The organism is Arthrobacter sp. TJ-178, from assembly GCF_058269275.1.
Genome location: NZ_JBZCNK010000001.1, coordinates 320,933 through 342,179, shown reverse-complemented (window position 1 = coordinate 342,179; position 21,247 = coordinate 320,933). Strand labels below are relative to the sequence as shown.

19 protein-coding genes are annotated in these 21,247 nt (G+C 64.1%); 11 read left to right on the top strand and 8 right to left on the bottom strand.

Annotated elements, in window-relative coordinates:
- Position 1 precedes the first annotated feature (1 nt).
- Positions 2 to 613 carry an NAD(P)-dependent oxidoreductase gene (locus tag AC4D2Q_RS01555; RefSeq protein WP_490944457.1) on the bottom strand — a complete coding sequence of 204 codons (612 nt, stop codon included), beginning with the start codon at positions 611 to 613 and terminating at the stop codon, positions 2 to 4.
- A 179-nt stretch (positions 614 to 792) separates the two neighbouring features.
- On the opposite strand from AC4D2Q_RS01555, the gene AC4D2Q_RS01550 reads away from it, so the two are divergent.
- The 7 genes from AC4D2Q_RS01550 (at position 793) to AC4D2Q_RS01520 (ending at position 11,018) form a co-directional block, all read left to right on the top strand.
- Positions 793 to 2,592 carry an ABC transporter family substrate-binding protein gene (locus tag AC4D2Q_RS01550; protein WP_490944455.1) on the top strand — a complete coding sequence of 600 codons (1,800 nt, stop codon included), beginning with the start codon at positions 793 to 795 and terminating at the stop codon, positions 2,590 to 2,592.
- Positions 2,593 to 2,913: 321 nt separating this feature from the next.
- The gene (locus tag AC4D2Q_RS01545) at positions 2,914 to 4,557 is read left to right on the top strand and encodes a peptide ABC transporter substrate-binding protein (protein WP_490944453.1); all 1,644 of its coding nucleotides are present in this window, start codon (positions 2,914 to 2,916) and stop codon (positions 4,555 to 4,557) included.
- Between the two features lie 133 nt (positions 4,558 to 4,690).
- Positions 4,691 to 5,617: an ABC transporter permease gene (locus tag AC4D2Q_RS01540; protein ID WP_400931337.1), complete on the top strand. Its 927-nt coding sequence runs from the start codon at positions 4,691 to 4,693 to the stop codon at positions 5,615 to 5,617.
- A complete protein-coding gene (locus tag AC4D2Q_RS01535) occupies positions 5,610 to 6,602 on the top strand; it encodes an ABC transporter permease (RefSeq protein WP_490944451.1) in 993 nt (330 codons plus the stop codon). The genes AC4D2Q_RS01540 and AC4D2Q_RS01535 overlap by 8 nt, the downstream gene beginning before the upstream one ends.
- A 14-nt stretch (positions 6,603 to 6,616) precedes the next feature.
- On the top strand, positions 6,617 to 8,323 hold the full coding sequence (locus tag AC4D2Q_RS01530) for an ABC transporter ATP-binding protein (RefSeq protein ID WP_490944449.1): 1,707 nt from the start codon (positions 6,617 to 6,619) through the stop codon (positions 8,321 to 8,323).
- A gap of 285 nt (positions 8,324 to 8,608) precedes the next feature.
- Complete coding sequence (gene typA, locus AC4D2Q_RS01525; RefSeq protein WP_490944447.1) at positions 8,609 to 10,531, top strand: translational GTPase TypA; 1,923 nt, start codon at positions 8,609 to 8,611, stop codon at positions 10,529 to 10,531.
- A gap of 64 nt (positions 10,532 to 10,595) precedes the next feature.
- On the top strand, positions 10,596 to 11,018 hold the full coding sequence (locus AC4D2Q_RS01520; protein ID WP_490944445.1) for a hypothetical protein: 423 nt from the start codon (positions 10,596 to 10,598) through the stop codon (positions 11,016 to 11,018).
- Between the two features lie 160 nt (positions 11,019 to 11,178).
- Here the strand turns inward: AC4D2Q_RS01520 and AC4D2Q_RS01515 are convergent, their stop codons facing one another.
- A complete protein-coding gene (locus AC4D2Q_RS01515) occupies positions 11,179 to 11,412 on the bottom strand; it encodes a putative acetyltransferase (RefSeq protein ID WP_490944443.1) in 234 nt (77 codons plus the stop codon).
- Positions 11,413 to 11,532: 120 nt separating this feature from the next.
- Here AC4D2Q_RS01515 and fdxA point away from each other — a divergent pair, with 120 nt between their 5' ends.
- The 3 genes from fdxA (at position 11,533) to AC4D2Q_RS01500 (ending at position 14,483) form a co-directional block, all read left to right on the top strand.
- Positions 11,533 to 11,859 (top strand): ferredoxin, encoded by a 327-nt coding sequence (gene fdxA / locus AC4D2Q_RS01510; protein ID WP_104052634.1) that lies wholly within the window; start codon positions 11,533 to 11,535, stop codon positions 11,857 to 11,859.
- Positions 11,856 to 13,010 (top strand): succinyldiaminopimelate transaminase, encoded by a 1,155-nt coding sequence (gene dapC, locus AC4D2Q_RS01505; RefSeq protein ID WP_490944441.1) that lies wholly within the window; start codon positions 11,856 to 11,858, stop codon positions 13,008 to 13,010. The genes fdxA and dapC overlap by 4 nt, the downstream gene beginning before the upstream one ends.
- Before the next feature lie 180 nt (positions 13,011 to 13,190).
- The gene (locus AC4D2Q_RS01500) at positions 13,191 to 14,483 is read left to right on the top strand and encodes a citrate synthase (RefSeq protein WP_490926532.1); all 1,293 of its coding nucleotides are present in this window, start codon (positions 13,191 to 13,193) and stop codon (positions 14,481 to 14,483) included.
- An 80-nt stretch (positions 14,484 to 14,563) separates the two neighbouring features.
- On the opposite strand, the gene galE is transcribed toward AC4D2Q_RS01500, so the two are convergent.
- The 3 genes from galE to dapD are packed head-to-tail and all read right to left on the bottom strand — an operon-like array spanning position 14,564 to position 17,482.
- The gene (gene galE, locus AC4D2Q_RS01495; protein ID WP_490944439.1) at positions 14,564 to 15,580 is read right to left on the bottom strand and encodes a UDP-glucose 4-epimerase GalE; all 1,017 of its coding nucleotides are present in this window, start codon (positions 15,578 to 15,580) and stop codon (positions 14,564 to 14,566) included.
- A 36-nt stretch (positions 15,581 to 15,616) separates the two neighbouring features.
- Positions 15,617 to 16,489, bottom strand: coding sequence for a hypothetical protein (locus AC4D2Q_RS01490; protein ID WP_490944437.1), 873 nt, complete (start codon positions 16,487 to 16,489; stop codon positions 15,617 to 15,619).
- Positions 16,490 to 16,501: 12 nt separating this feature from the next.
- Positions 16,502 to 17,482, bottom strand: coding sequence for a 2,3,4,5-tetrahydropyridine-2,6-dicarboxylate N-succinyltransferase (gene dapD, locus AC4D2Q_RS01485; protein WP_490944435.1), 981 nt, complete (start codon positions 17,480 to 17,482; stop codon positions 16,502 to 16,504).
- An 88-nt stretch (positions 17,483 to 17,570) separates the two neighbouring features.
- On the opposite strand from dapD, the gene dapE reads away from it, so the two are divergent.
- Positions 17,571 to 18,662, top strand: coding sequence for a succinyl-diaminopimelate desuccinylase (gene dapE / locus AC4D2Q_RS01480; protein WP_490944433.1), 1,092 nt, complete (start codon positions 17,571 to 17,573; stop codon positions 18,660 to 18,662).
- Positions 18,663 to 18,748: 86 nt separating this feature from the next.
- Here dapE and AC4D2Q_RS01475 read toward each other — a convergent pair whose 3' ends face one another.
- From AC4D2Q_RS01475 to AC4D2Q_RS01465, 3 genes are all read right to left on the bottom strand, one after another.
- Entirely contained in the window at positions 18,749 to 19,624 is an 876-nt protein-coding gene (locus tag AC4D2Q_RS01475; RefSeq protein WP_490926537.1) for an amino acid ABC transporter permease, read from the bottom strand.
- Positions 19,621 to 20,289 carry an amino acid ABC transporter permease gene (locus tag AC4D2Q_RS01470; RefSeq protein WP_490944432.1) on the bottom strand — a complete coding sequence of 223 codons (669 nt, stop codon included), beginning with the start codon at positions 20,287 to 20,289 and terminating at the stop codon, positions 19,621 to 19,623. The genes AC4D2Q_RS01475 and AC4D2Q_RS01470 overlap by 4 nt, the downstream gene beginning before the upstream one ends.
- A gap of 101 nt (positions 20,290 to 20,390) precedes the next feature.
- Positions 20,391 to 21,236: a glutamate ABC transporter substrate-binding protein gene (locus tag AC4D2Q_RS01465; RefSeq protein ID WP_400931366.1), complete on the bottom strand. Its 846-nt coding sequence runs from the start codon at positions 21,234 to 21,236 to the stop codon at positions 20,391 to 20,393.
- Between the last annotated feature and the right edge of the window lie 11 nt (positions 21,237 to 21,247).

Sequence of the window (21,247 nt, the reverse complement as noted above, 5' to 3'; positions counted from 1 at the left end):
GTTAGCTGCTTACCCCAAGGGCTTTGCCAATGGTGGAATCGTCACTAAGAATCCCGAGCATGCAGGCAGCAAGGTCCCGGCGGGGGATCGAGCCGCCCAGCCGCCCGCCGTCGCCCGTTTCCAGCGCCTTCCAGGTGCCGGTTGGCTCCTTGTTCGTGAGCCCGGTGGGCCGGACGATGGTCCAGTCCAGGCCGGAACCCTGAACGGCAGCTTCCTGCTCGTTGTGGTCGGCCAGCGCCTTGGCCAGCACGGCCTGCATAACAATGCGCAGCGGGGCTGGCATCTGCGAACCCGAATCTCCGGCGCCCAGCGAGGACTGCACCAGGAGCCGGCGCACTCCGGCATCCTGCATCGCCGCGATGACAGTCTTGGTAACGGCAGCGCGCTGCCGGGGAGCTCCCTTGGCGCCGCCCACGGTGACGACGACGGCGTCGGCTCCCGCAACGGCCTGCGCTGCCACGGCGGGATCGGAGGCATCCCCGGCGACGGCCCGGATGCCGGCGGGTGCGCTCCCGGTGCGGGAAACGACGGTGACTTCATGGCCCGCTTCATGCGCCAGCGCGGCCAATAGGGCTCCGGTGCCTTTGGATCCGCCGACAATGGTGATTTTCATGAGAGTCCTCCGGTTTGATGGCCGCGCTGTTGAAGCCTGTGTCCATCGTATCCATGCCCCGCGTGCCGGAGCAGGGCCGGGGGGCTGGCCGGGCCCCGCCCGAATGCTCGTGGGAACCCGGGCGGTGTGCAATTATCACTGGGTGTGCGATCGACGCCATACATCCCGGGGAGCCCAGAATGCGTTTGAACCGCCTGACCAAGTTGGGTGCCGCATGCGCTGCCGCCGCCCTGGCACTCAGTGCCTGTACCGCCGAAGCTGAAAACACTGAGGAATCGCCCGGCGCCTCACCCACTCCGGGAGGCCAGGTCCAGGTTGCCGAGTCCGGAACTTTCAGTTCATTCAATCCCCAGGCGGCATCCGGCAACACGGAAATCAACCATCGGATCGCGTACGCCACCCACTCCGGCTTCAACTATGTGGACAACAACCTGGACATTGTTCCACTGGATGAGTTCGGCACGTACGAGAGAGTATCCGAGGATCCGCTGACGGTTAAGTACACGGTCAACGAGGGGGTCGCCTGGTCCGACGGCGCCCCGGTGGGAGCGGATGACATGATGCTCGCGTGGGCAGCGGCATCGGGCCGCTTCAACGACGAGCTCAGGGCCACCAACGGCACGGTCCTCTCCGGCACGCGCTATTTTGACTACGCCGGATCCACCGAAGCCCTGGCGCTGACCGGCCTGCCTGAAGTCAGCGAGGACAACCGCTCGATCACGCTGATCTACTCCCAGCCGTATGCGGACTGGGAGACCGCGTTCGGGTCGCTGACGGACGGCGGCGGAATCGGCGTCCCGGCGCACATTGTGGCCCAGCGTGCCGGGCTGGCGGATGAAAAGGAGCTGACCTCGCTGATCCGGGACACCCCGGCAGGGGATGTCCTGGCCCCGGCGCCGGAGAATCCGCAGCTGCGCGCCGTCGCCGACTACTGGAACACTGCCTTCACTGCCCCGACCCTGCCCGAGGATCCCGCCCTCTACCTCTCCACGGGTCCGTACATTGTGGAAAAGATCGATCCGGGCGTTTCCCTGACCCTGGTCCGGAACGCGGACTACACGTGGGGGCCGGTGCCGGAGCTAGACGAAATCGTCGTCAGTTTCATCCAGGATCCTTCGGCCCAGGTGTCCGCGCTAAGGAACGGTTCGGTGGATATCATCTCGCCGCAGCCGGACCCTGGCACACTGCCGGCCCTCAACACCATGGGCAACATCAACCTGCATCAGGGGAACCAGCTCGCCTATGAGCATGTGGACCTGAACTTCACCGGTGTTTTTGCCGAGGAAAGCGTCCGTGAGGCTTTCCTGAAAACGGTGCCAAGGGCGGCCATCGTCGAAGAGACCGCGGCGCAGCTCCAGCCCGGCGTGGAACCGCTGGACTCGCAAGTATTCCTGACTGATCAGGCCGGCTACGAGGATGCGGCGGCCACGAACGGATCCGAGGGGTTTGCGAAGGTGGACCTGGACCGCGCGCGGAAACTGCTCGACGGCGCAGCGCCTCAGGTGCGGCTCCTGTACAACCGGGACAACGCCAACCGTGCAACGGCTTTCAAGCTGATGGAACAGTCGGCCGAGGAGGCGGGGTTCGACGTCGTCGACGGCGGCCTCCCGGCCGACCAATGGGCCGCCCAACTGGGGACGGACACCTACGACGCAGCCATCTTTGGATGGACGGCATCGGGCGTGGGCGTTTCCGGCACACCCCAGGTTTTCCGCACCGGCGCGGCGTCCAACTACAACGGGTTCTCCAGCCCCGAGGCGGACACCCTCATGGATGACCTTCTCGCCGAGACCGGTTCCCAGCGCCGTGATGAGCTGCAAACCCGTGTCGACCGGCTGATCTGGGAGGCACGCTACGGGCTGCCGCTGTACCAGGTTCCGGGCCTGCAGGCCTCGGCGGACACCATTGAACATGTGGAGTACATGCCCAACTCCACCGGTTTGTGGTGGAACTTCTGGGAATGGTCCGTTGCCCGCTAACAGCGTACGGCCTGCGCGGCCCCGGGGCTTCGGGCGGGAATAGTGCCACGTGGTGAAGCAGAAAGATAGCTTTGTGTCGTAACACGACCGCCGTATGCCAAATCGTTACATGTGCATGTTTTTCTATATATTCCCTCACGAGGGGCCGGTTGAGGCCCCTCTCACAACCGCCTCAAGCTCTCCGCAGGTCATTTGCTCCCGCCGGTGATTAGTACGGTGTACTCCAAAGCAATATGCTTTTGAACTTGTGAGTCGGCTCACTGTCCCGAGAGCCGCAGTGCTGACGCCCAGTCAGCCTTATTTCAGAACATAGGAGGCGGAATGCGCTACACACGCACTTCCAAATTGCTCAGCGTCGCGGCAGTTGCTGCACTGGCGCTTAGCGCCTGCGGCGGCGGCGACGATTCGGCCCAGTCCGGCGCGGAAGGCGACACCAGTCGCGTCATCATCGCGGATGGTTCCGAGCCCCAGAACCCGCTGATCCCCACGAACACGAACGAGGTTGGCGGCGGCGCCATCTTGGACCTGCTGTTCGCCGGCCTCGTCAGCTATGACGCAGATGGCAAGCCGCAGAACGAGATGGCAGAGTCCATCGAGACTGATGACGCCCAGCACTACACCATCAAGCTGAAGTCGGGCAAGACCTTCACCAACGGTGACCCGGTTACCGCCTTGTCCTTCGTGGACGCCTGGAACTACGGTGCAGCTGCCAAGAACGCCCAGCTTTCCGGCACCTTCTTCGAGAGCATCGAAGGCTACGCCGAAGCCAGCGCTGAAGGCTCCACCCTGGACACGATGTCCGGCCTGACCGTCGTTGACGACACCACCTTCACGGTGGCCCTGAGCCAGCCCGAGTCCGACTGGCCGCTGCGCCTTGGCTACAGCGCGTTCTACCCGCTGCCTGCGGCAGCGCTGGCGGACCCGGCTGCCTACGGCGAAAACCCCGTCGGCAACGGCCCGTACAAGTTCGACGGTGAAGGCGCCTGGGAGCACAACCAGCAGATCAAGCTGGTGCCGAATGAGTCCTACGAGGGACCCCAGAAGGCCCAGAACGCCGGCGTGACGTTCAAGATCTACCAGAGCGACACGACGGCCTACCAGGACCTGATCTCCGACAACCTGGACGTCCTGAAGACCATCCCGACGTCTGACGTCAAGAACTTCAAGAGCGACCTCGGCGAGGAGCGCTCCATCGAGTCCCCGTACGCCGGCAACCAGACCATTGCCATCCCGTACTACCTCCCGAACTGGAGCGGTGAAGCCGGAAAGCTCCGCCGCCAGGCCCTCTCCATGGCGATCAACCGCGACGAAATCACCCAGGTGATCTTCGCCGGCGGCCGCACGCCTGCCGAGGACTTCACCGCACCGGTGCTGGACGGTTACGACGCCGACCTGCCGGGCAGCGAAAACCTCGAGTTCAACCCGGACAAGGCCAAGGACCTGTGGGCCCAGGCGGAGGAAATCTCCCCGTACGACGCCTCGCAGCCCCTGACCATCGCGTACAACGCGGACAAGGGCGATCACAAGACCTGGGTTGAAGCCGTAGTCAACGGTGTCAAGAACAACCTCGGCATCGAGATGACCGGTAAGCCGTACGCAACCTTCAAGGAAGCCCGCACCGAGGCCACCAACGGTGTCCTCACCGGTTCCATCCGTTCCGGCTGGCAGGCTGACTACCCGTCGCTGTACAACTTCCTGGGCCCGATCTACACCAAGGGTGCAGGCTCCAACGATGCGCGCTACGACAACCCCGAGTTCGAGGCCCTGCTGGACAAGGGCCTGGCTGCCACCTCGGTTGAAGAAGGCAGCGAGACGATGAACCAGGCGCAGGAAATGCTCCTGGAAGATCTGCCCGCCATTCCCCTGTGGTACCAGGTTGCCCAGGGCGGCTGGAGCACCAACGTAGACAACGTTGAGTTCGGCTGGAACGGCGTGCCGCTGTACCACGCCATCACCGGCAAGTAATCCCTCACAGCCTAAGGGGCCCGGCTGCGACTGCAGCCGGGCCCTTGGGTCGCTCCAATGTAAAGGTGCTCTTTCGAATGAGTTTCACCAACCCCCCACAGAATGCGCGTCACGTGCCAGAGGCTGACGTCTGATGGCCGGCTATGTCCTGAGGCGCTTCCTGCAGCTGATCCCCGTCTTCCTGGGTGCCACGCTGCTTTTGTATTTCCTGGTCTTTAGCCTGCCGGGCGATCCCACGGCAGCCATCTGCGGCGAAAAGGGCTGCACGCCCGCCGTCGAGGCCGCGCTCCGCGCCCAGTACAATCTGGACCAGCCCTTCTGGATCCAGTACCTCACGTACCTTAAAGGCGTCCTGACCTTCGACCTGGGCACCAACTTTGCCGGCCGTGAAATCTCCACGATCATCGCCGAGGTCTTCCCGACCACCGCGAAGCTGGCCATCATGGCGCTGGTTTTCGAAGCCGTCTTCGGTATTGTCTTCGGTCTTCTGGCCGGACTGCGCAAGGGCAAGATCTTCGACTCCTCCGTCCTGGTCCTTTCCCTGGTCGTCATCGCCGTTCCGATCTTCGTGCTCGGCTTCCTCATGCAGTTTGTTTTCGGTGTCAAGCTCGCCTGGACCAATCCGACTGTCAGCGGCGACGCCACGTTCACTGAACTGCTGCTGCCCGCAATCGTTTTGGGACTGGTTTCCTTTGCCTACGTACTGCGCCTGACCCGCACCAGCGTGATCGAAAACGCCAATGCGGACTACGTGCGCACGGCCACGGCCAAGGGCCTGAGCCGCCGCCGCGTCGTCGTCGTACACATCATGCGCAACTCCATGATTCCCGTGGCCACCTTCCTGGGTGCGGACCTTGGCGCCCTCATGGGCGGCGCGATCGTGACCGAAGGAATTTTCAACGTCAACGGCGTCGGCAACACCCTGTACCGCGCCGTGCTTAACGGAGAGGCTCCGGTGGTCGTTTCGATCGTCACCGTGCTGATCCTGATTTTTTGCCTCGCCAACCTTTTGGTAGATCTGCTGTACGCGTGGCTGGACCCGAGGATTCGATATGCCTGAGAATAACCAAGCACTGACCCCCGCAAACCGCGGCAAGGTCTCGCAATACCCGATTGAACACTTCGTGGCCGACGTAGAGGAAACTCCGGTCGCGGCGGTCGACAGTTCCACCGCCGACGGCGCTCCCCGCAGCCTCTGGAGTGAAGCCTGGCGCAGCCTGCGCAAGCAGCCGCTGTTCATCATCAGCGCCCTGCTGCTGCTGGCCGTGCTTGTGGTGGCTCTCTTCCCCGGCATCTTCACCAATGAACAGCCGAACGACAACTGCCTGCTGATCAACTCCGACGGCGGCTCGGCTCCCGGCCATCTGCTCGGGTTCACCCAGCAGGGCTGCGACGTCCTGGCACGGGTGGTTTACGGAACACGCTCGTCCCTGACCGTTGGCCTCTTCGCCACTCTCGGCGTCGTGGTTCTTGGCGGCGTCATCGGCGCCCTCGCCGGCTTCTTCGGCGGCTGGGTGGATGCCATCCTGGCCCGCGTAGGAGACATCTTCTTTGCACTGCCGATGATCCTGGGCGCAATCGTCGTCGTCCAGCTCCCGTTCTTCCGTGAAAACCGCAATGTCTGGACAATCGTCCTGATCCTCGTGACCTTCGGATGGCCGCAGGTGGCCCGCATTACCCGCGGCGCCGTCCTCGAGATCCGCAACGCGGACTTCGTCACGGCGGCCCAGTCGCTGGGTGTGTCCCGCATGTCCGCGCTGATCAAGCACGTCATTCCGAACGCGCTGGCCCCGGTGATCGTCATCGCGACCATTTCACTGGGAACCTTCATCGTGGCCGAATCGACGCTGTCCTTCCTGGGCATTGGCCTGCCGCCGGACGTCATGTCCTGGGGCAACGACATCTTCTCCGCGAAGTCCTCCCTGCGCAGCAATCCGTGGGCCATGTTCTGGCCCGGCCTGGCACTGTCCCTGACCGTGCTGTCCTTCATCATGCTCGGCGATGCCCTGCGGGATGCGCTCGACCCCAAGTCGCGTAAGCGATGACTAAGGATCTAAACATGTCTACGCAAAGCATGAACCAGGCGCAGGCCCTGGGCGGGCAGCCCCAACCGCTGCTCGAACTGCGGGACCTCGCGATTACCTTCAAGACGAACAACGGCGATGTTCCGGCCGTCCGCAACGCACATCTGACGATCATGCCCGGTGAAACGGTCGCGATCGTAGGAGAGTCCGGATCCGGCAAGTCGACGACGGCGCTTGCCGCCATCGGCCTGCTGCCCTCCAACGGTTCGGTGTCCGGCGGAAGCATCATCTTCGACGGGGAAGACATCACCCACGCGAGTGAAAAGCGCATCATCGAACTGCGCGGAAACTCGATCGGCATGGTTCCCCAGGACCCGATGTCCAACCTGAACCCGGTCTGGAAGATCGGTTTCCAGGTCAAGGAAACGCTGCGGGCCAACGGCCTGCCGCACGATGCCAAGGACATTGCACAGGTCCTCAGCGAAGCCGGCCTGCCGGATGCTGCGGAGCGCGCCAACCAGTACCCGCACGAGTTCTCCGGCGGCATGCGCCAGCGCGCGCTGATTGCCATTGGACTCTCCTGCCGTCCGCGCCTGCTCATCGCTGATGAGCCGACGTCGGCCCTGGACGTTACGGTGCAGCGCCAGATCCTGGACCATCTGGACCGCATGACGGATGAGCTGGGCACTGCTGTCCTGCTCATCACGCACGACCTCGGCCTCGCCGCCGAGCGCGCGCACAAGGTTGTGGTGATGTACAAGGGGCAGGTGGTCGAAGCCGGCCCCGCACTGGAGCTCCTGACCAACCCGCAGCACCCGTACACCCGCAAGCTCGTGGAATCAGCACCGTCCCTCGCTTCCCGGCGGATTCAGACGGCCAAGTCCCTGGGCATGGAGGGTTCGGAGGTCCTGGCCTCCAGCCCTGAAGCGGTCACGAACGAGAGCATCATCGAAGTCAAGCACCTCTCGAAGGTGTTCAAGCTGCGCGGTGCGCTGGGCAAGTCCACGGACTTCACGGCCGTTGACGATGTGTCCTTCTCAATTCCGCGCGGCACCACCACCGCTGTGGTGGGGGAGTCGGGTTCCGGCAAGTCCACCGTGGCCCGCATGGTGCTCGGCCTGGAAAAGGCCACCGGAGGCGACATCCTGTTTGACGGCGTGGACATCACCACGCTGAACCGCAAGAAGATGTTCGACTTCCGCCGGCGGGTACAGCCGATCTTCCAGGATCCCTACGGTTCCCTGGATCCGATGTACAACATCTACCGGACCATTGAAGAGCCCCTGCGGGTGCACGGCATCGGAAACTCCAAGAGCCGGGAGAAGAAGGTCCGCGCACTGCTGGACCAGGTCTCCCTGCCGGCGTCAATGATGCAGCGCTATCCCAATGAACTCTCCGGAGGACAGCGGCAGCGCGTGGCAATCGCCCGGGCGCTGGCACTGGATCCTGAAGTGGTGATCTGCGACGAGGCGGTGTCCGCCCTGGACGTCCTGGTCCAGGCACAGATCCTGAACCTTCTGGCCGACCTGCAGTCGGAGCTGGGCCTGAGCTACCTGTTCATCACCCACGACCTCGCGGTCGTGCGCCAGATCGCCGATCAGGTCTGCGTCATGCAGAAGGGCCGGATTGTCGAGACCGGCTCCACCGACGATGTGTTCGACAACCCGCAGCAGGAGTACACCCGTGCCCTGCTGGCAGCGATTCCCGGTGCGGGGCTGATGCTCCCGCCGGCCGTCGCCTAACGGCTCGTACACCGCGACATACAGGGAAGGCAGGCAGCCCGTCGGGCCGCCTGCCTTCCCTGTATCTGCAACCCTGCCATGGGGTGCAAAACACGCCCATTAGGGAACTTATGGTCTTCGGATTAGAATAGTAGCGTGCCCGCTGACGGCGGCGCCTTCGGTACATTCTTACGGAGCATACGTGCAGAGCGGGATTCGTACAGAACGGCCGGATCAACCCGGACACATGACCGGGCTACTGTGCACCACCTTCGAACTTATCTCCTATGAATTGAGTCCTCACGCATGTCAGAAACCAACACGGCTGTAAACACCGCAGTACGAAGCGATCTCCGCAACGTTGCGATTGTGGCCCACGTTGACCACGGTAAGACGACGCTCGTCGACGCCATGCTGAAGCAGACGAACTCGTTTGCCGCCCATGGTGACGTGGAAGAACGCGTGATGGACTCCGGTGACCTGGAGCGCGAAAAGGGCATCACGATCCTGGCCAAGAACACCACGGTGTTCTACAACGGACCGGCTGCCAAGGGTGAAACCATCACCATCAACGTCATCGACACCCCCGGCCACGCTGACTTCGGCGGCGAGGTCGAGCGCGGCCTGTCCATGGTTGACGGCGTTGTCCTTCTGGTCGATGCATCCGAGGGCCCGCTGCCCCAGACCCGCTTCGTCCTGCGCAAGGCCCTGGCCGCCAAGCTGCCCGTTATCCTGCTGGTCAATAAGACCGACCGTCCTGACTCCCGCATTGATGAGGTTGTCAGCGAAGCCATGGACCTGCTGCTGGGTCTGGCCTCCGACCTCGCGGACGAAGTTCCGGACCTTGATCTGGACCTCGTCCTGAACGTTCCTGTTGTCTACGCTGCAGCCCGCGTTGGAGCTGCCTCCCTGGAGCAGCCGGCCGACGGCGAAGCTCCCGCCAATGACAACCTGGAACCGCTGTTCCAGACCATCATTGATCACATCCCGGCTCCCACCTACGATCCCGAGGGCGTCCTCCAGGCTCACGTCACCAACTTGGACGCGTCCCCGTTCCTGGGCCGCCTGGCACTGCTGCGCATCTTCAACGGCACCCTCCGCAAGGGCCAGACCGTTGCCTGGGCCCGCGCTGACGGCACCATGAAGACCGTGAAGATCACCGAGCTCCTGGCCACCAAGGCCCTGGACCGCGTACCGACCGAATCCGCCGGTCCGGGTGAAATTGTTGCTGTTGCCGGTATCGAGGACATCACCATTGGTGAAACCCTGACCGACGTTGACAACCCCAAGCCCCTGCCGCTGATCACCGTGGACGATCCCGCGATCTCCATGACCATCGGTATCAACACCTCGCCGCTGGCCGGCCGGGTCAAGGGTGCCAAGGTCACGGCCCGCCAGGTCAAGGACCGTCTCGACAAGGAACTGATCGGTAACGTTTCGCTGAAGGTCCTTCCGACCGAGCGTCCGGATGCCTGGGAAGTTCAGGGCCGCGGCGAGCTCGCCCTGGCTATCCTCGTGGAGCAGATGCGCCGCGAAGGCTTCGAGCTGACTGTCGGCAAGCCGCAGGTTGTCACCAAGGTGATTGACGGCAAGATCAATGAGCCGATGGAGCATATGACCATCGACGTACCCGAGGAATACCTCGGCGCCGTCACGCAGCTGATGGCCGTCCGCAAGGGCCGCATGGTCAACATGGCCAACCACGGCACCGGCTGGGTCCGCATGGAATTCATCGTTCCCGCCCGTGGCCTGATCGGCTTCCGCACCAAGTTCCTGACGGAAACCCACGGTGCAGGCATCTCCGCATCCATCGCCGAGGGCTACGAGCCCTGGGCCGGCCCGATCGAGTACCGGACCAACGGCTCGCTCATCGCTGACCGCTCCGGCGTCGTCACCCCGTTCGCGATGATCAAGCTGCAGGAACGCGGCTCCTTCTTCGTGGAGCCCACCTCCGAGGTTTACGAGGGCATGATCGTTGGCGAGAACTCTCGCGCCGATGACATGGATGTGAACATCACCAAGGAAAAGCAGCTCACCAACATGCGTGCCGCTTCCTCGGATACCTTCGAGAACCTGACCCCGCCGCGCAAGCTGACTCTGGAAGAGTCCCTCGAATTCGCCCGCGAAGACGAGTGCGTGGAAGTTACCCCGGAGGCCATCCGTATCCGCAAGCTCGTCCTCGGTGCATCCGAGCGTGCCAAGGTTACCCGCGCCCGCGCCAAGAGCTAATCCCATTACCACGGCATCAGCGCCGCTGCACCGGGTCCCGCGCTGGCGGGGCCCGGTTGCTGCGGTGCTCGGCGGCCTGCTGGCCTCTGTGCTGGGGACCGGGCTGCACGCCCAAATCCTCTACCTCGGGGATACGGGTCTGCCCCTGGGTGCGCTTGCCGCACTGATCCTCAGCTGCGCCGCCACCGTGTTTGCCGGCCTCTGGGCAGGCAAAGTGGTGTGGAGCGCGGTGGCAGGGCTGCTGGCTTACCTGGTGCTGGGACTCTTTACGCTGGACCTGTGGGACAGTCCGCTGATCATCACCGGCACATCCCTCGCGGAACAGCCAGACATAGTCCTGTCCGGGCGTATCTGGCTCTTTGGCCAGGCTGCGGCCACCATCGTCGCCCTGATGATCACCTCGCGGGTCCTGGCCGGTGACCGCCGTGCTGCCGCTGAAAATGCGGCGGCGGAGCAGATTGCCGTACAGCACCCGTATCCGGGATAGCAACAAGGTCAAAGCAAGAAATCGTTAAACAGAACAACGGATGCCGCGGGAAACCGCAGCGTCCGTTGTTCTGTTTAACGGGGGTGTGGCCCTGACGACGGCGGTGTGGCTCTGACAACGGCGGCAGCGGCGGTCCCGGCAGCCCCGGAGGGAGCGGCCCTCAGTGCCGCGGAGCACGCCGTTCCGGGGGCGGGGGGACCTGCTTCGCGGCCGTTATCAGGGCATAGGGCACCGTCACGTTTCCGCGGCGCCCGGCGACCGTCACGCCCGCTGCGTCTGTTTCAACCACATAGCCGAGCACGTCGGTGAAGCCGCCTTCGATGCGGTACCGCACCACCACCCGTGCGCCGTCGGGCAGGGCTTGGAGCAGGGCGGCGGGGCTCGGAACGTTCACCGTTACATGGTACGCGGGCACTGCCCGGCTGGGAGATAATGGTCTGGGCTACTAACGTGGAACCAACACTTCGCGGATTTTTTCCTTCGGGACGGTCCGCAGATCAGGAAGGCAAGGGACGTGACGTACGTAATTGCGCAGCCATGCGTAGATGTAAAAGACAAGGCATGCATTGAGGAATGCCCGGTGGACTGCATCTACGAAGGTGAACGCTCCCTCTACATCCACCCGGACGAATGCGTCGACTGCGGTGCCTGTGAGCCCGTCTGCCCCGTCGAAGCCATTTACTACGAGGATGACACGCCCGAAGAATGGGCCGACTACTACAAGGCCAACGTCGAGTTCTTCGATGACCTTGGTTCTCCCGGCGGAGCCGCCAAGATCGGCAACACGCACAAGGATCACCCGATCATTGCCGTGCTGCCGCCGCAGAACCAAGAGGCATGAGCACCGTACCGTCCCGCGCCTTCGGGCTGGATTTGCCGGAGTACCCGTGGGAAGCCATGGCGCCGTACGCCAAGCTGGCATCCGAACACCCGGACGGTGGGGTCAACCTGTCCATCGGAACACCGGTGGATCCCACTCCGGCGGTGATCCGCGAGGCCCTGGCTGCGGCCGCGGATGCTCCCGGATATCCCACCACGCACGGAACACAGTCCCTTCGCGAAGCAATTGCCCAGTGGTACGCACGACGGCGCAATGTGCCCGGGCTGGATCCGCAGGACATTATGCCCACCGTAGGCTCCAAGGAGCTGGTGGCTTGGCTGCCGCTGCTGCTGGGGCTGGGGGAGGGCGACGTCGTCGTCCGTCCCACGGTTGCCTACCCCACCTATGACATGGGCGCGGTCCTGGCCGGTGCCACCCCGGTGGCCGCCGACAACTTGGACGAGCTCGATGACGAGGTCCGCGCCCGGGTGCGGCTGGTCTGGGTCAACTCGCCCGGCAACCCCACCGGGATCGTGCGGTCTGCGTCCTCGCTGCGCACCCTGGTGGATGCCGCCCGGGCTGTGGGCGCGGTGGTTGCTTCGGATGAATGTTACGCCGAACTCGGCTGGGGACAGTGGGACCCGTCCCGCGGAGGTTCCCCGGTGCCGAGCATCCTGGATCCCGCAGTAAGCGGCGGCAGCAATGAACTGCTGCTCTCCGTCTACTCCCTCAGCAAGCAGTCCAACGTCGCCGGGTACCGGGCCGCTTTTGTGGCCGGGGACAGTGCGATCATGGCCAACCTGGTCAACAGCCGCAAGCATGCCGGCATGATTGTCCCCGCCCCCGTGCAGGCTGCCATGCAGGCCGCGCTGGCGGATGACGCGCATGTGGCAGAGCAGAAGGACCGCTACCGTGCACGCCGCGAGCTGCTGGTGCCTGCGCTGGAGGCCTTCGGGCTGCAGATCCACCACTCCGAGGCCGGCCTGTATCTCTGGGCCACAGCGGGGGAGGATACCTGGACAACGGTGGAGCGGCTGGCCCGGTTGGGCATCGTCTCCGGACCGGGCGTCATCTACGGTGACGCCGGGGCCGGCTTCGTCCGGATAGCCCTGACCGGTTCCGACGAGCGGGTGGCCGCTGCCGCTGCCCGGCTCACTGCTGCCGGCTTATAACCGCACCTGACCAAAAGCTGTATGTATCGGCTACACAACAACGCGCTCCTCGATTAGTCGTAGAGCCCGCCTAAAGGGTAGCGTTTTGCCTAAATAGATTTAGCGGAATTGACACTATGGGCGCTCCCATCCATGCAGCGCCTGTAGCTCTGGTTTCTTCAAACTCCTGAAGGAGACTTAATGACTGAGCGTCCCAGTGCACAGCTGCACTACGGGGAAAACACCGAAGACCGCCTGGAGCTTCCCCGGGTTCGCGCCGTGGAAGGCAACGAGGGCTTTGATGTCTCCAAGCTGCTGAAGCAGACCGGAACCGTCACGTATGACCCCGGCTTCATGAATACCGCCTCCACAAAGTCCGCCATTACGTATATTGACGGCGATGCCGGCATTCTGCGCTACCGCGGATACCCCATTGAACAGCTGGCGAAAAATTCCAGTTTCCTGGAGACTTCCTACCTGCTGATCTACGGGAATCTCCCCACCGCTTCCGAGCTGGAAGATTTTGACCAGCGGATCCGCCGGCACACCATGCTGCACGAGGATCTCAAGAGCTTCTTTGGCGGCTTCCCCCGGGACGCCCACCCGATGCCGGTGCTGTCCTCGGCGGTAAGCGCACTCTCCACCTTCTACCAGGATTCTCTGGACCCCTTCGATGAAGAGCAGGTGGAGCTCTCCACCATCCGCCTGATGGCCAAGCTGCCCGTCATCGCTGCGTACGCGCACAAGAAGAGCATGGGCCAGCCCATGCTCTACCCGGACAACTCCATGAACCTCGTGGAGAACTTCATGCGTCTGAGCTTCGGTCTTCCGGCCGAGCCGTACGAAATTGACCCGGACCTGATCAAGGCCCTGGACCAGCTGCTGGTCCTGCATGCTGACCACGAGCAGAACTGCTCCACCTCCACGGTCCGCCTGGTCGGCAGCGCCGGCGCCAACATGTTCACCTCCGTTTCCGCCGGGATCAGCGCCCTCTCGGGTCCGCTGCACGGCGGTGCCAACGAGGCCGTGCTGAACATGCTCCGCGAGATCAAGTCCACGGGCATGGCACCGGAAACCTTCATGGAGAAGGTCAAGAACAAGGAAGACGGCGTGAAGCTCATGGGCTTCGGGCACCGCGTCTACAAGAACTACGATCCGCGCGCCAAGATCGTCAAGGCCACCGCCCACGACATCCTGGCCAAGCTCGGCGGCAATGATGAGCTGCTGGAGATCGCCATGCGCCTGGAAGAAAAGGCCCTGGCCGATGATTACTTCATCGAGCGCAAGCTGTACCCGAACGTGGACTTCTACACCGGCCTGATCTACAAGGCCATGGGCTTCCCCGAAAAGATGTTCACGGTGCTGTTCGCCATTGGCCGCCTGCCGGGCTGGATTGCCCAGTGGCGCGAAATGATGCAGGACCCGCAGACCAAGATCGGCCGCCCGCGCCAGCTGTACACGGGCTCGCCCGAGCGCAACTACCCCGTGCGCTAGGCCCGCAAAAGCCTGAACATACGGAAAGGGCCCCCGGAATCCGCTTGGATTCCGGGGGCCTTTCCGTATCAGCGCTTGGATCAGGAGGCGGCGTAACCCTGCGGGTTGTTCTTCTGCCAGCGCCAGTGGTCCTCGCACATGGCGTCCAGGCTGCGCTCCGCAGACCAGCCGAGATCGGCCAGGGCGGCGGAGGGATCGGCGTAGCTCACGGCGGCGTCGCCGGGACGCCGGTCGGCGAACTCGTACGGGATCTCCTTGTCCGCTGCCTTGGAGAAGGCGGCGAGGACCTGCAGCACGGAGGATCCGTTGCCGGTGCCCAGGTTCCAGCGGTGCACGCCGGGCTTCGTGGTGATGTATTCCAGCGCGGCGAGGTGTCCTGCGGCGAGGTCCACCACGTGGATGTAGTCGCGCACCCCGGTGCCGTCTTCGGTGTCGTAGTCGTTGCCGAAGACCATGACCTTCTCCCGGCGGCCCACGGCCACCTGCGCTACGAACGGCAGCAGGTTGTTGGGTACGCCCGTGGGGTCTTCGCCAATCCGGCCGGACTCGTGGGCGCCGGCGGGGTTGAAGTAGCGCAGCAGGGCAATGTTCCAGCGCTCGTCCGAAGCTCCCAGATCAGCCAGGATGTCTTCGATCTGTTCCTTGGTGCGGCCGTAGGGATTCACGGCATCCATCGGCATCTTCTCGGTCAGCGGAACCTCTTCGCTGGCTCCGTAGACGGTGGCCGAGGAGCTGAAGACCAGGGTCCGGACTTCGTGCTTGTCCATCATCCGCAGGAGATTCAGGGTGCCGCCCACGTTGTTGTGGTAGTAGTACAGGGGCTTCGCCACGGATTCGCCCACGGCCTTCAGGCCGGCAAAGTGGATGACGGCGTCAATCCGGTGCTCGGCAAAAACACTGTCCACGGCGTCCTCGTCCAGCAGGTCAGCCCGCACGAAGACGGCGCTGCGCCCGGCCAGGTCCTGGACCCGGTTCAGGGATTCCTCGCTGGAGTTTGCCAGATTGTCCAGGACCACAACGTCGTGGCCCGCTTCCAGCAGCGCCAATGTCGTATGGGATCCGATGTATCCCGTGCCTCCGGTAACTAGTATTCGCATACCAACAGACTAATGGATTCCCCGGATCAATCCGGGTTAGGACTGGTCCATCGCCCGAAAGACAGTGACGACGACGGCGCTTCCCGAGGAGGGAGCCGCATCCCATGTACCGCTGGCACGGGTCCAGCGCCGTTCGTCAAACGCCACGGAATCCAGGGAAAGCGCGGCGGCGTTGGCCACGGACCACTGGGCCAGGGACCAGCCGTACGTGCCGGTCCCGGCAATGGTGATGCGGTCTCCTTCAACAGTGGCATCCACCGAGCCGTACACCGCGGTCACCGCCGCCAGGACGGCGTCCGGACTGCCGGAGGCCGTGGGCGGATCCAGGGTGCAGGTCAGGGCAGCCGGAGACTGGCCGGTCAGGGCGGAAGCGAAGGCCTTCGCTTCCGCCTCGTGATCGGCATATGCGTCGGGGAATGCACTGCGCTGGACAGTCTGGGCCGCGACCGTCAGCGGCAGATCCGCGTAGTTCGGTACTTTTTCCAGGGCGTCATAGAAGGCATTGACGGCGTAGACCGGATCCATCACCTGGTCTTCGCTGCCCCAGCCCTGGGACGGGCGCTGCTGGAACAGGCCGCGGGAGTCCGGACCGGCGTCGTCCCCGTAGTCGAGGTTTCGGAGGCTGGACTCCTGGATGGCGGTGGCCACGGCAATGGAAGCGGCACGCGCCGGCATGCCTCGTCGGACAGAGATCCCCGAGATCAGCGCGGCCACTTCAGCGCGCGACGGAGGCAGTGAATAGGAAGCACCGTTCGCCGTTGCCGTGCAGGCAGCAGGCGCCCGCCTCTTCTCCTCCGGTTCCCTGAGCACCGATACCGCATACACGGTGACGGCCACCAGGAACAGGATCACCAGCACCATGACCGGGAGATAACCGAAGCGGTTCCGTGAGCGGGAATCCGGAGGCACGGGCACCTGCTGCTAGTTGGCGTGCAGGGCAGCGTTGAGTTCCACGCTGGCACCGCTGCGGGCGAGGGCTTCCACCGCCCCGGTGGTTGAGTTGCGGCGGAACAGCAGGTTGGGGACACCCGAAAGTTCCACGGCCTTGACCACCTTCGGTTCCTTGCCGGGAACCAGCACGGACACCCGGGTGCCGGCGGTGACGTAGAGGCCGGCTTCCACCACGGACTCGTCGCCAATGCTGATGCCGACGCCGGAATTGGCACCCAGCAGGACGCGCTCACCCAGGGCGATCTTCTCGCGCCCGCCGCCGGAAAGGGTGCCCATGATGGAGGCGCCGCCGCCCACATCGGTTCCGTTGCCCACCACGACGCCGGCGGAGATGCGGCCCTCCACCATGGAGACGCCCAGCGTGCCGGCGTTGAAGTTGACGAAGCCCTCGTGCATCACGGTGGTGCCTTCGGCGAGGTGCGCGCCCAGGCGCACCCGTCCGGCGTCGGCGATGCGCACGCCGGAGGGAACCACGTAATCGGTCATCCGCGGGAACTTGTCCACGCCGTAAACCGTCAGCGGGCCGCGCGCGCGCAGGCGCAGCCGGACCGTCTCAAAGTCCTCCACGGCGCAGGGCCCAAAGTTGGTCCACACAACGTTGGGCAGTTTGCCGAAGATGCCGTCCAGATTGAGCGAATTGGGAGCGGCAAGGCGGGTGGAGAGCAGGTGCAGGCGCAGGTAGGCGTCGGCGGTGTCCGCCGGAGCGGCGTCGAGGTCGATTTCGGTGCGCAGCACCTCGCCGTGTGTGCCGCGGTCGGCATCGGTCATGGCAGCTGCGGCCGCTTCCAGCTCGGGCGCGAGGGTATTGCCGGCAGAGGAATCGGCTGCGTCCCGGCCATCGAGCACGGGCCGCGGGTACCAGACATCCAGCACCGTGCCGTCTTCGGTGATGGTGGCCAGGCCCAGGCCGGAGGCGATGCGGGCGGTCGGGGAGGAAGAGCGTGAAGTCATGGAGCAAGTCTACCGATCGGTGTCTGCCGGCAATGGCGGCACCGGCCCGGCTTCTGGCCCGTCACCCCAACATCGGTAGGGTGGAAACATGTTGAATTCTTCCGCCGTGCCCCTGGACCTGACCCGTGACGTGGCTTTGCTGACCGCAGACCTCATGGACATTGAAAGCGTGTCAGGCAACGAAAAGCGCCTGGCCGACGCCGTGGAGAAAGCCCTGCGCGCCCTGCCCCATCTGGAGGTGGTGCGCGACGGAGACTCCGTCATGGCCCGCACCTCGCTGGGCCGCGCCGAGCGCGTGATCCTGGCCGGGCACCTGGATACCGTTCCGCTGCCCACTGTTCCGGGCTCCCGCGGAACCGTGCCCTCGTCCTGGGACGGAGAAGTGCTGTACGGACGCGGAGCCACGGATATGAAGGGCGGGGTTGCCGTACAGCTGGCGCTGGCCGCAGAGTTGACCGATCCCTCCCGGGACGTAACCTACGTGTTCTATGACCATGAGGAGGTTGAGGCCTCGCTGTCCGGGCTGGGACGCCTGCAGGAAAGCTACCCGCAGTGGCTGGAGGCCGACTTCGCGGTGCTGCTGGAACCCACGAACGGCACCGTGGAGGGCGGCTGCAACGGAACCATGCGCTTCCATGCCAGCACCGCGGGTCGGGCCGCTCACTCCGCCCGCGCCTGGATGGGGGAGAATGCCATCCACGCCGCCGCTGAGATCCTGACCCGGCTGCGGGACCACGAACCGGCTACCGTCTCCGTGGAAGGCCTGGATTACAGTGAGTCCCTCAACGCCGTGAAGATCTGGGGCGGCACAGCCGGAAACGTCATTCCCGACGCCGCCACGGTGGAAATCAACTACCGCTTCGCTCCGGATAAATCGGTGGAGGAGGCGGAGGCCTATGTGCGGAACCTGCTGTCCGGCTTTGACCTGGTCCGCACCGACGCAGCCGCCGGTGCCCGCCCCGGGCTGGACCGCCCTGCCGCGGCGAGCTTTGTTGCCGTTGTGGGGGAGGAGCCCAGGCCCAAGTACGGCTGGACCGACGTCGCCCGGTTCAGTGCGCTGGGCATCCCTGCCGTGAACTTCGGTCCGGGGGATGCCCTGCTGGCCCACACCGACAATGAGCATGTTACGGCCGGGGCGGTGCGTGCCTGCCTGGCTGCGCTGCGGACCTGGCTGGGCTAGCGCCGATGCAATAAAGGGGAGGCCCGGCATCTGCCGGACCTCCCCTTTATGACGTTTCCTGCGGTTCTGTTGTTTCAACCGACCGGCTATTTCACCGGAGCCTGCACGCCTTCCGGGTCAATGGCGTCTTCACGGACCAGGAGCTTGCCGGCACGTGCGCCCAGCAGGCGCGAGAGCCGCTGCGCGGTGAAGGTCAGCAGGATGTTGATCACGATGAAAATGGCGGCTGCGACCAGAAGTGCCGGCAGCATATTGCCTTCACCGGCCCCCAGCCGCTGGGCGTTGGCCAGCAGGTCGGAGTAGCCAATGATGTAGCCCAGGGCCGAGTCCTTGAGGATGACCACGAACTGGCCCAGCAGGGCCGGCAGCATGGCCACCAGGGCCTGCGGTATTTCAATGCTGCGCAGGGACTGCCCGGGGGTCAGGCCGATCGCCAGCCCTGCCTCCCGCTGTCCCTTGGGCAGCCCGAAGACACCCGAACGGACCAGCTCGGCAATCACTGAGCCGTTGTAGAGGGTCAGCGCCACCACCACGGCTGCGAAGGGAGCGTTCGCTGCCTCCATCGGGGTGGACTTGGCGAAGAACTGGTACAGGAAAATCATCATCAGCAGCACCGGCACGGCACGCAGGAATTCGACGACGACGTCGCACACCCAGCGCAGCGGAGCCAGCCCGGAGAGCCGTCCGAAGCCGAAGAGCAGGCCGAAGGCAATGGAGGTAACCACGGCAACTCCGGCCGCCTTGAGGGTCTGGAGCAGCCCCGGGAGCAGCGTATAGCGCCAGGTGGACCATTCCAGGAACGGCGTCCATTTGGCCGCCTCGAACTGGTCCTTTGCCGCCATTCCGTTCACGATGAAGGCAAGGATTGCCAGCACGACGAGCGCGCCGAGGATGTTGAAGATGAGGATCCGGCTGCGTGCCTTGGGTCCCGGGACGTCAAACAGAACTGCCTGTGTACTCATCGGGCAACCGCCAGTTTCTTCGAAGCCCAGGTGGTGAGCAGGCCGATGGGGATGACAAGCACAACGAATCCGAGCGCGAAGACGAGGAAGATCTGGGTCATGACGTCGGGCCGGAATTCGATCAGCGTCTTCATGAGGTTGGAGGATTCCACCACGCCGGCCGCGGCGGCGACAGTGGTGTTTTTGACCAGGGCTATGAGCACGTTGCCCAGCGGCACCACTGCCCCGCGGAAGGCCTGCGGCAGGATGATCAGCCGGGCAGCGGGCAGGAAGGACAGGCCGATGGACCGGGCTGCTTCCGCCTGGCCCAGGGGAACGGTGTTCACGCCGCTTCGGATCGCCTCACAGACGAAGGCGGCGTGATAGACGCTCAGGGCCACCACTGCCAGCAGGAAGAAGTTGAGCGTGAAGTCGGAGCTGAGGCTGATTTGGAGCTGCCCCCAGAGACCCAGCACGGAGAAGACCATGATGATGGTCAGGGGAGTGTTGCGGAAGATGTTGACGTAGGCGGTGCCGAACCAGCGCAGGCTGGCGATCGGGGAAATCCGCATCACCGCCAGGAGCGTTCCGAGCACGAGTGATGCGAGGCCGGCCCAGAACGCGAGCTTGATGTTGACCCAGAACGCGGCGGGAACGTCCTCGAAGAGGGCGAAGAATTCACCCATGTTGTACCTCTTCTATGGTGGAAACCGGTGCATGTGCAGGAAGGATCCCTCCCTGCACATGCACTGTGGCGGAGAGCCGGCGGGCGGGCCGGATGTCGCGGTTAGGCGCAGGCTTCGGGCTCCGGCGGGTTCAGGGCTTCGTTGTAGGTGTAGTCGGCACCTTCGGTGTTGGCCTTGATGGACTCTTCCCAGGAACCGTCCTCAATCATCTTGCGGATGGCCGTGTTGATGGCCTCGCACTGGTCGCTGTCCTTGGAGATGCCGACGCCGTACTTCTCCTCGGTGAACGGGTTGCCGACCACCTTGAACTTGCCGGCGTTGGCGTCCGTGGATGCCAGGCCGGCCAGGATGATGTCATCAGTGGTGACTGCATCAATCTGGCCGCCCTGCATGGCGGTCACGCAGTTGGCGTAGCCGCCCTGTTCCAGCAGGTTTACGTCCGAGGCCAGCGTGTCCTTGACCTTCTGGGCGGACGTGGAACCGCTGACGGAGCAGAGGTTCTTGCCGTTCAGATCCTCGGGACCGTTGATGTCAGTGTTGTCCGCGTTGACCAGCAGGTCCTGGCCGGCCACGAAGTACGGTCCGGCAAAGGCGACGCGTTCCTTGCGGGCATCGGTAATGGAGTAGCTCGCGAAGATCATGTCCACCTCACCGTTCTCCAGCACATTCTCACGCTGCAGGGAGGGGGTTTCCTTCCACTCGATCTGGTCTTCGGAGTAGCCCAGTTCGTTTGCCACATACTTGGCAACATCAATGTCGAAGCCGCTCGGCTCGTTGCCTTCCATGAAGCCAACGCCGGGCTGGTCGAACTTGATGCCGATGGTGACCTTGTCTCCGGAGCCTGACTCTCCGCTTCCGGCTTCGTTGCCGGAGTCGCCTCCGCAGGCGGACAGGGACAGTGCGGCGGCAGCAGCGAATGCCACTGCGGCGTAACGGGTCTTGCGCATGATTTCTCCTT

Bases quoted from the DNA above. Each gene is read 5' to 3' on its own strand.
- AC4D2Q_RS01550 (WP_490944455.1), top strand. From the start codon at position 793: ATGCGTTTGAACCGCCTGACCAAGTTGGGTGCCGCATGCGCTGCCGCC.
- AC4D2Q_RS01475 (WP_490926537.1), bottom strand. From the start codon at position 19,624: ATGAGTACACAGGCAGTTCTGTTTGACGTCCCGGGACCCAAGGCACGC.
- dapC (WP_490944441.1), top strand. From the start codon at position 11,856: ATGAGCACCGTACCGTCCCGCGCCTTCGGGCTGGATTTGCCGGAGTAC.
- AC4D2Q_RS01545 (WP_490944453.1), top strand. From the start codon at position 2,914: ATGCGCTACACACGCACTTCCAAATTGCTCAGCGTCGCGGCAGTTGCT.
- AC4D2Q_RS01530 (WP_490944449.1), top strand. From the start codon at position 6,617: ATGTCTACGCAAAGCATGAACCAGGCGCAGGCCCTGGGCGGGCAGCCC.
- AC4D2Q_RS01535 (WP_490944451.1), top strand. From the start codon at position 5,610: ATGCCTGAGAATAACCAAGCACTGACCCCCGCAAACCGCGGCAAGGTC.
- AC4D2Q_RS01465 (WP_400931366.1), bottom strand. From the start codon at position 21,236: ATGCGCAAGACCCGTTACGCCGCAGTGGCATTCGCTGCTGCCGCCGCA.
- galE (WP_490944439.1), bottom strand. From the start codon at position 15,580: ATGCGAATACTAGTTACCGGAGGCACGGGATACATCGGATCCCATACG.
- dapE (WP_490944433.1), top strand. From the start codon at position 17,571: ATGTTGAATTCTTCCGCCGTGCCCCTGGACCTGACCCGTGACGTGGCT.
- AC4D2Q_RS01540 (WP_400931337.1), top strand. From the start codon at position 4,691: ATGGCCGGCTATGTCCTGAGGCGCTTCCTGCAGCTGATCCCCGTCTTC.
- AC4D2Q_RS01555 (WP_490944457.1), bottom strand. From the start codon at position 613: ATGAAAATCACCATTGTCGGCGGATCCAAAGGCACCGGAGCCCTATTG.
- dapD (WP_490944435.1), bottom strand. From the start codon at position 17,482: ATGACTTCACGCTCTTCCTCCCCGACCGCCCGCATCGCCTCCGGCCTG.
- AC4D2Q_RS01470 (WP_490944432.1), bottom strand. From the start codon at position 20,289: ATGGGTGAATTCTTCGCCCTCTTCGAGGACGTTCCCGCCGCGTTCTGG.
- AC4D2Q_RS01500 (WP_490926532.1), top strand. From the start codon at position 13,191: ATGACTGAGCGTCCCAGTGCACAGCTGCACTACGGGGAAAACACCGAA.
- typA (WP_490944447.1), top strand. From the start codon at position 8,609: ATGTCAGAAACCAACACGGCTGTAAACACCGCAGTACGAAGCGATCTC.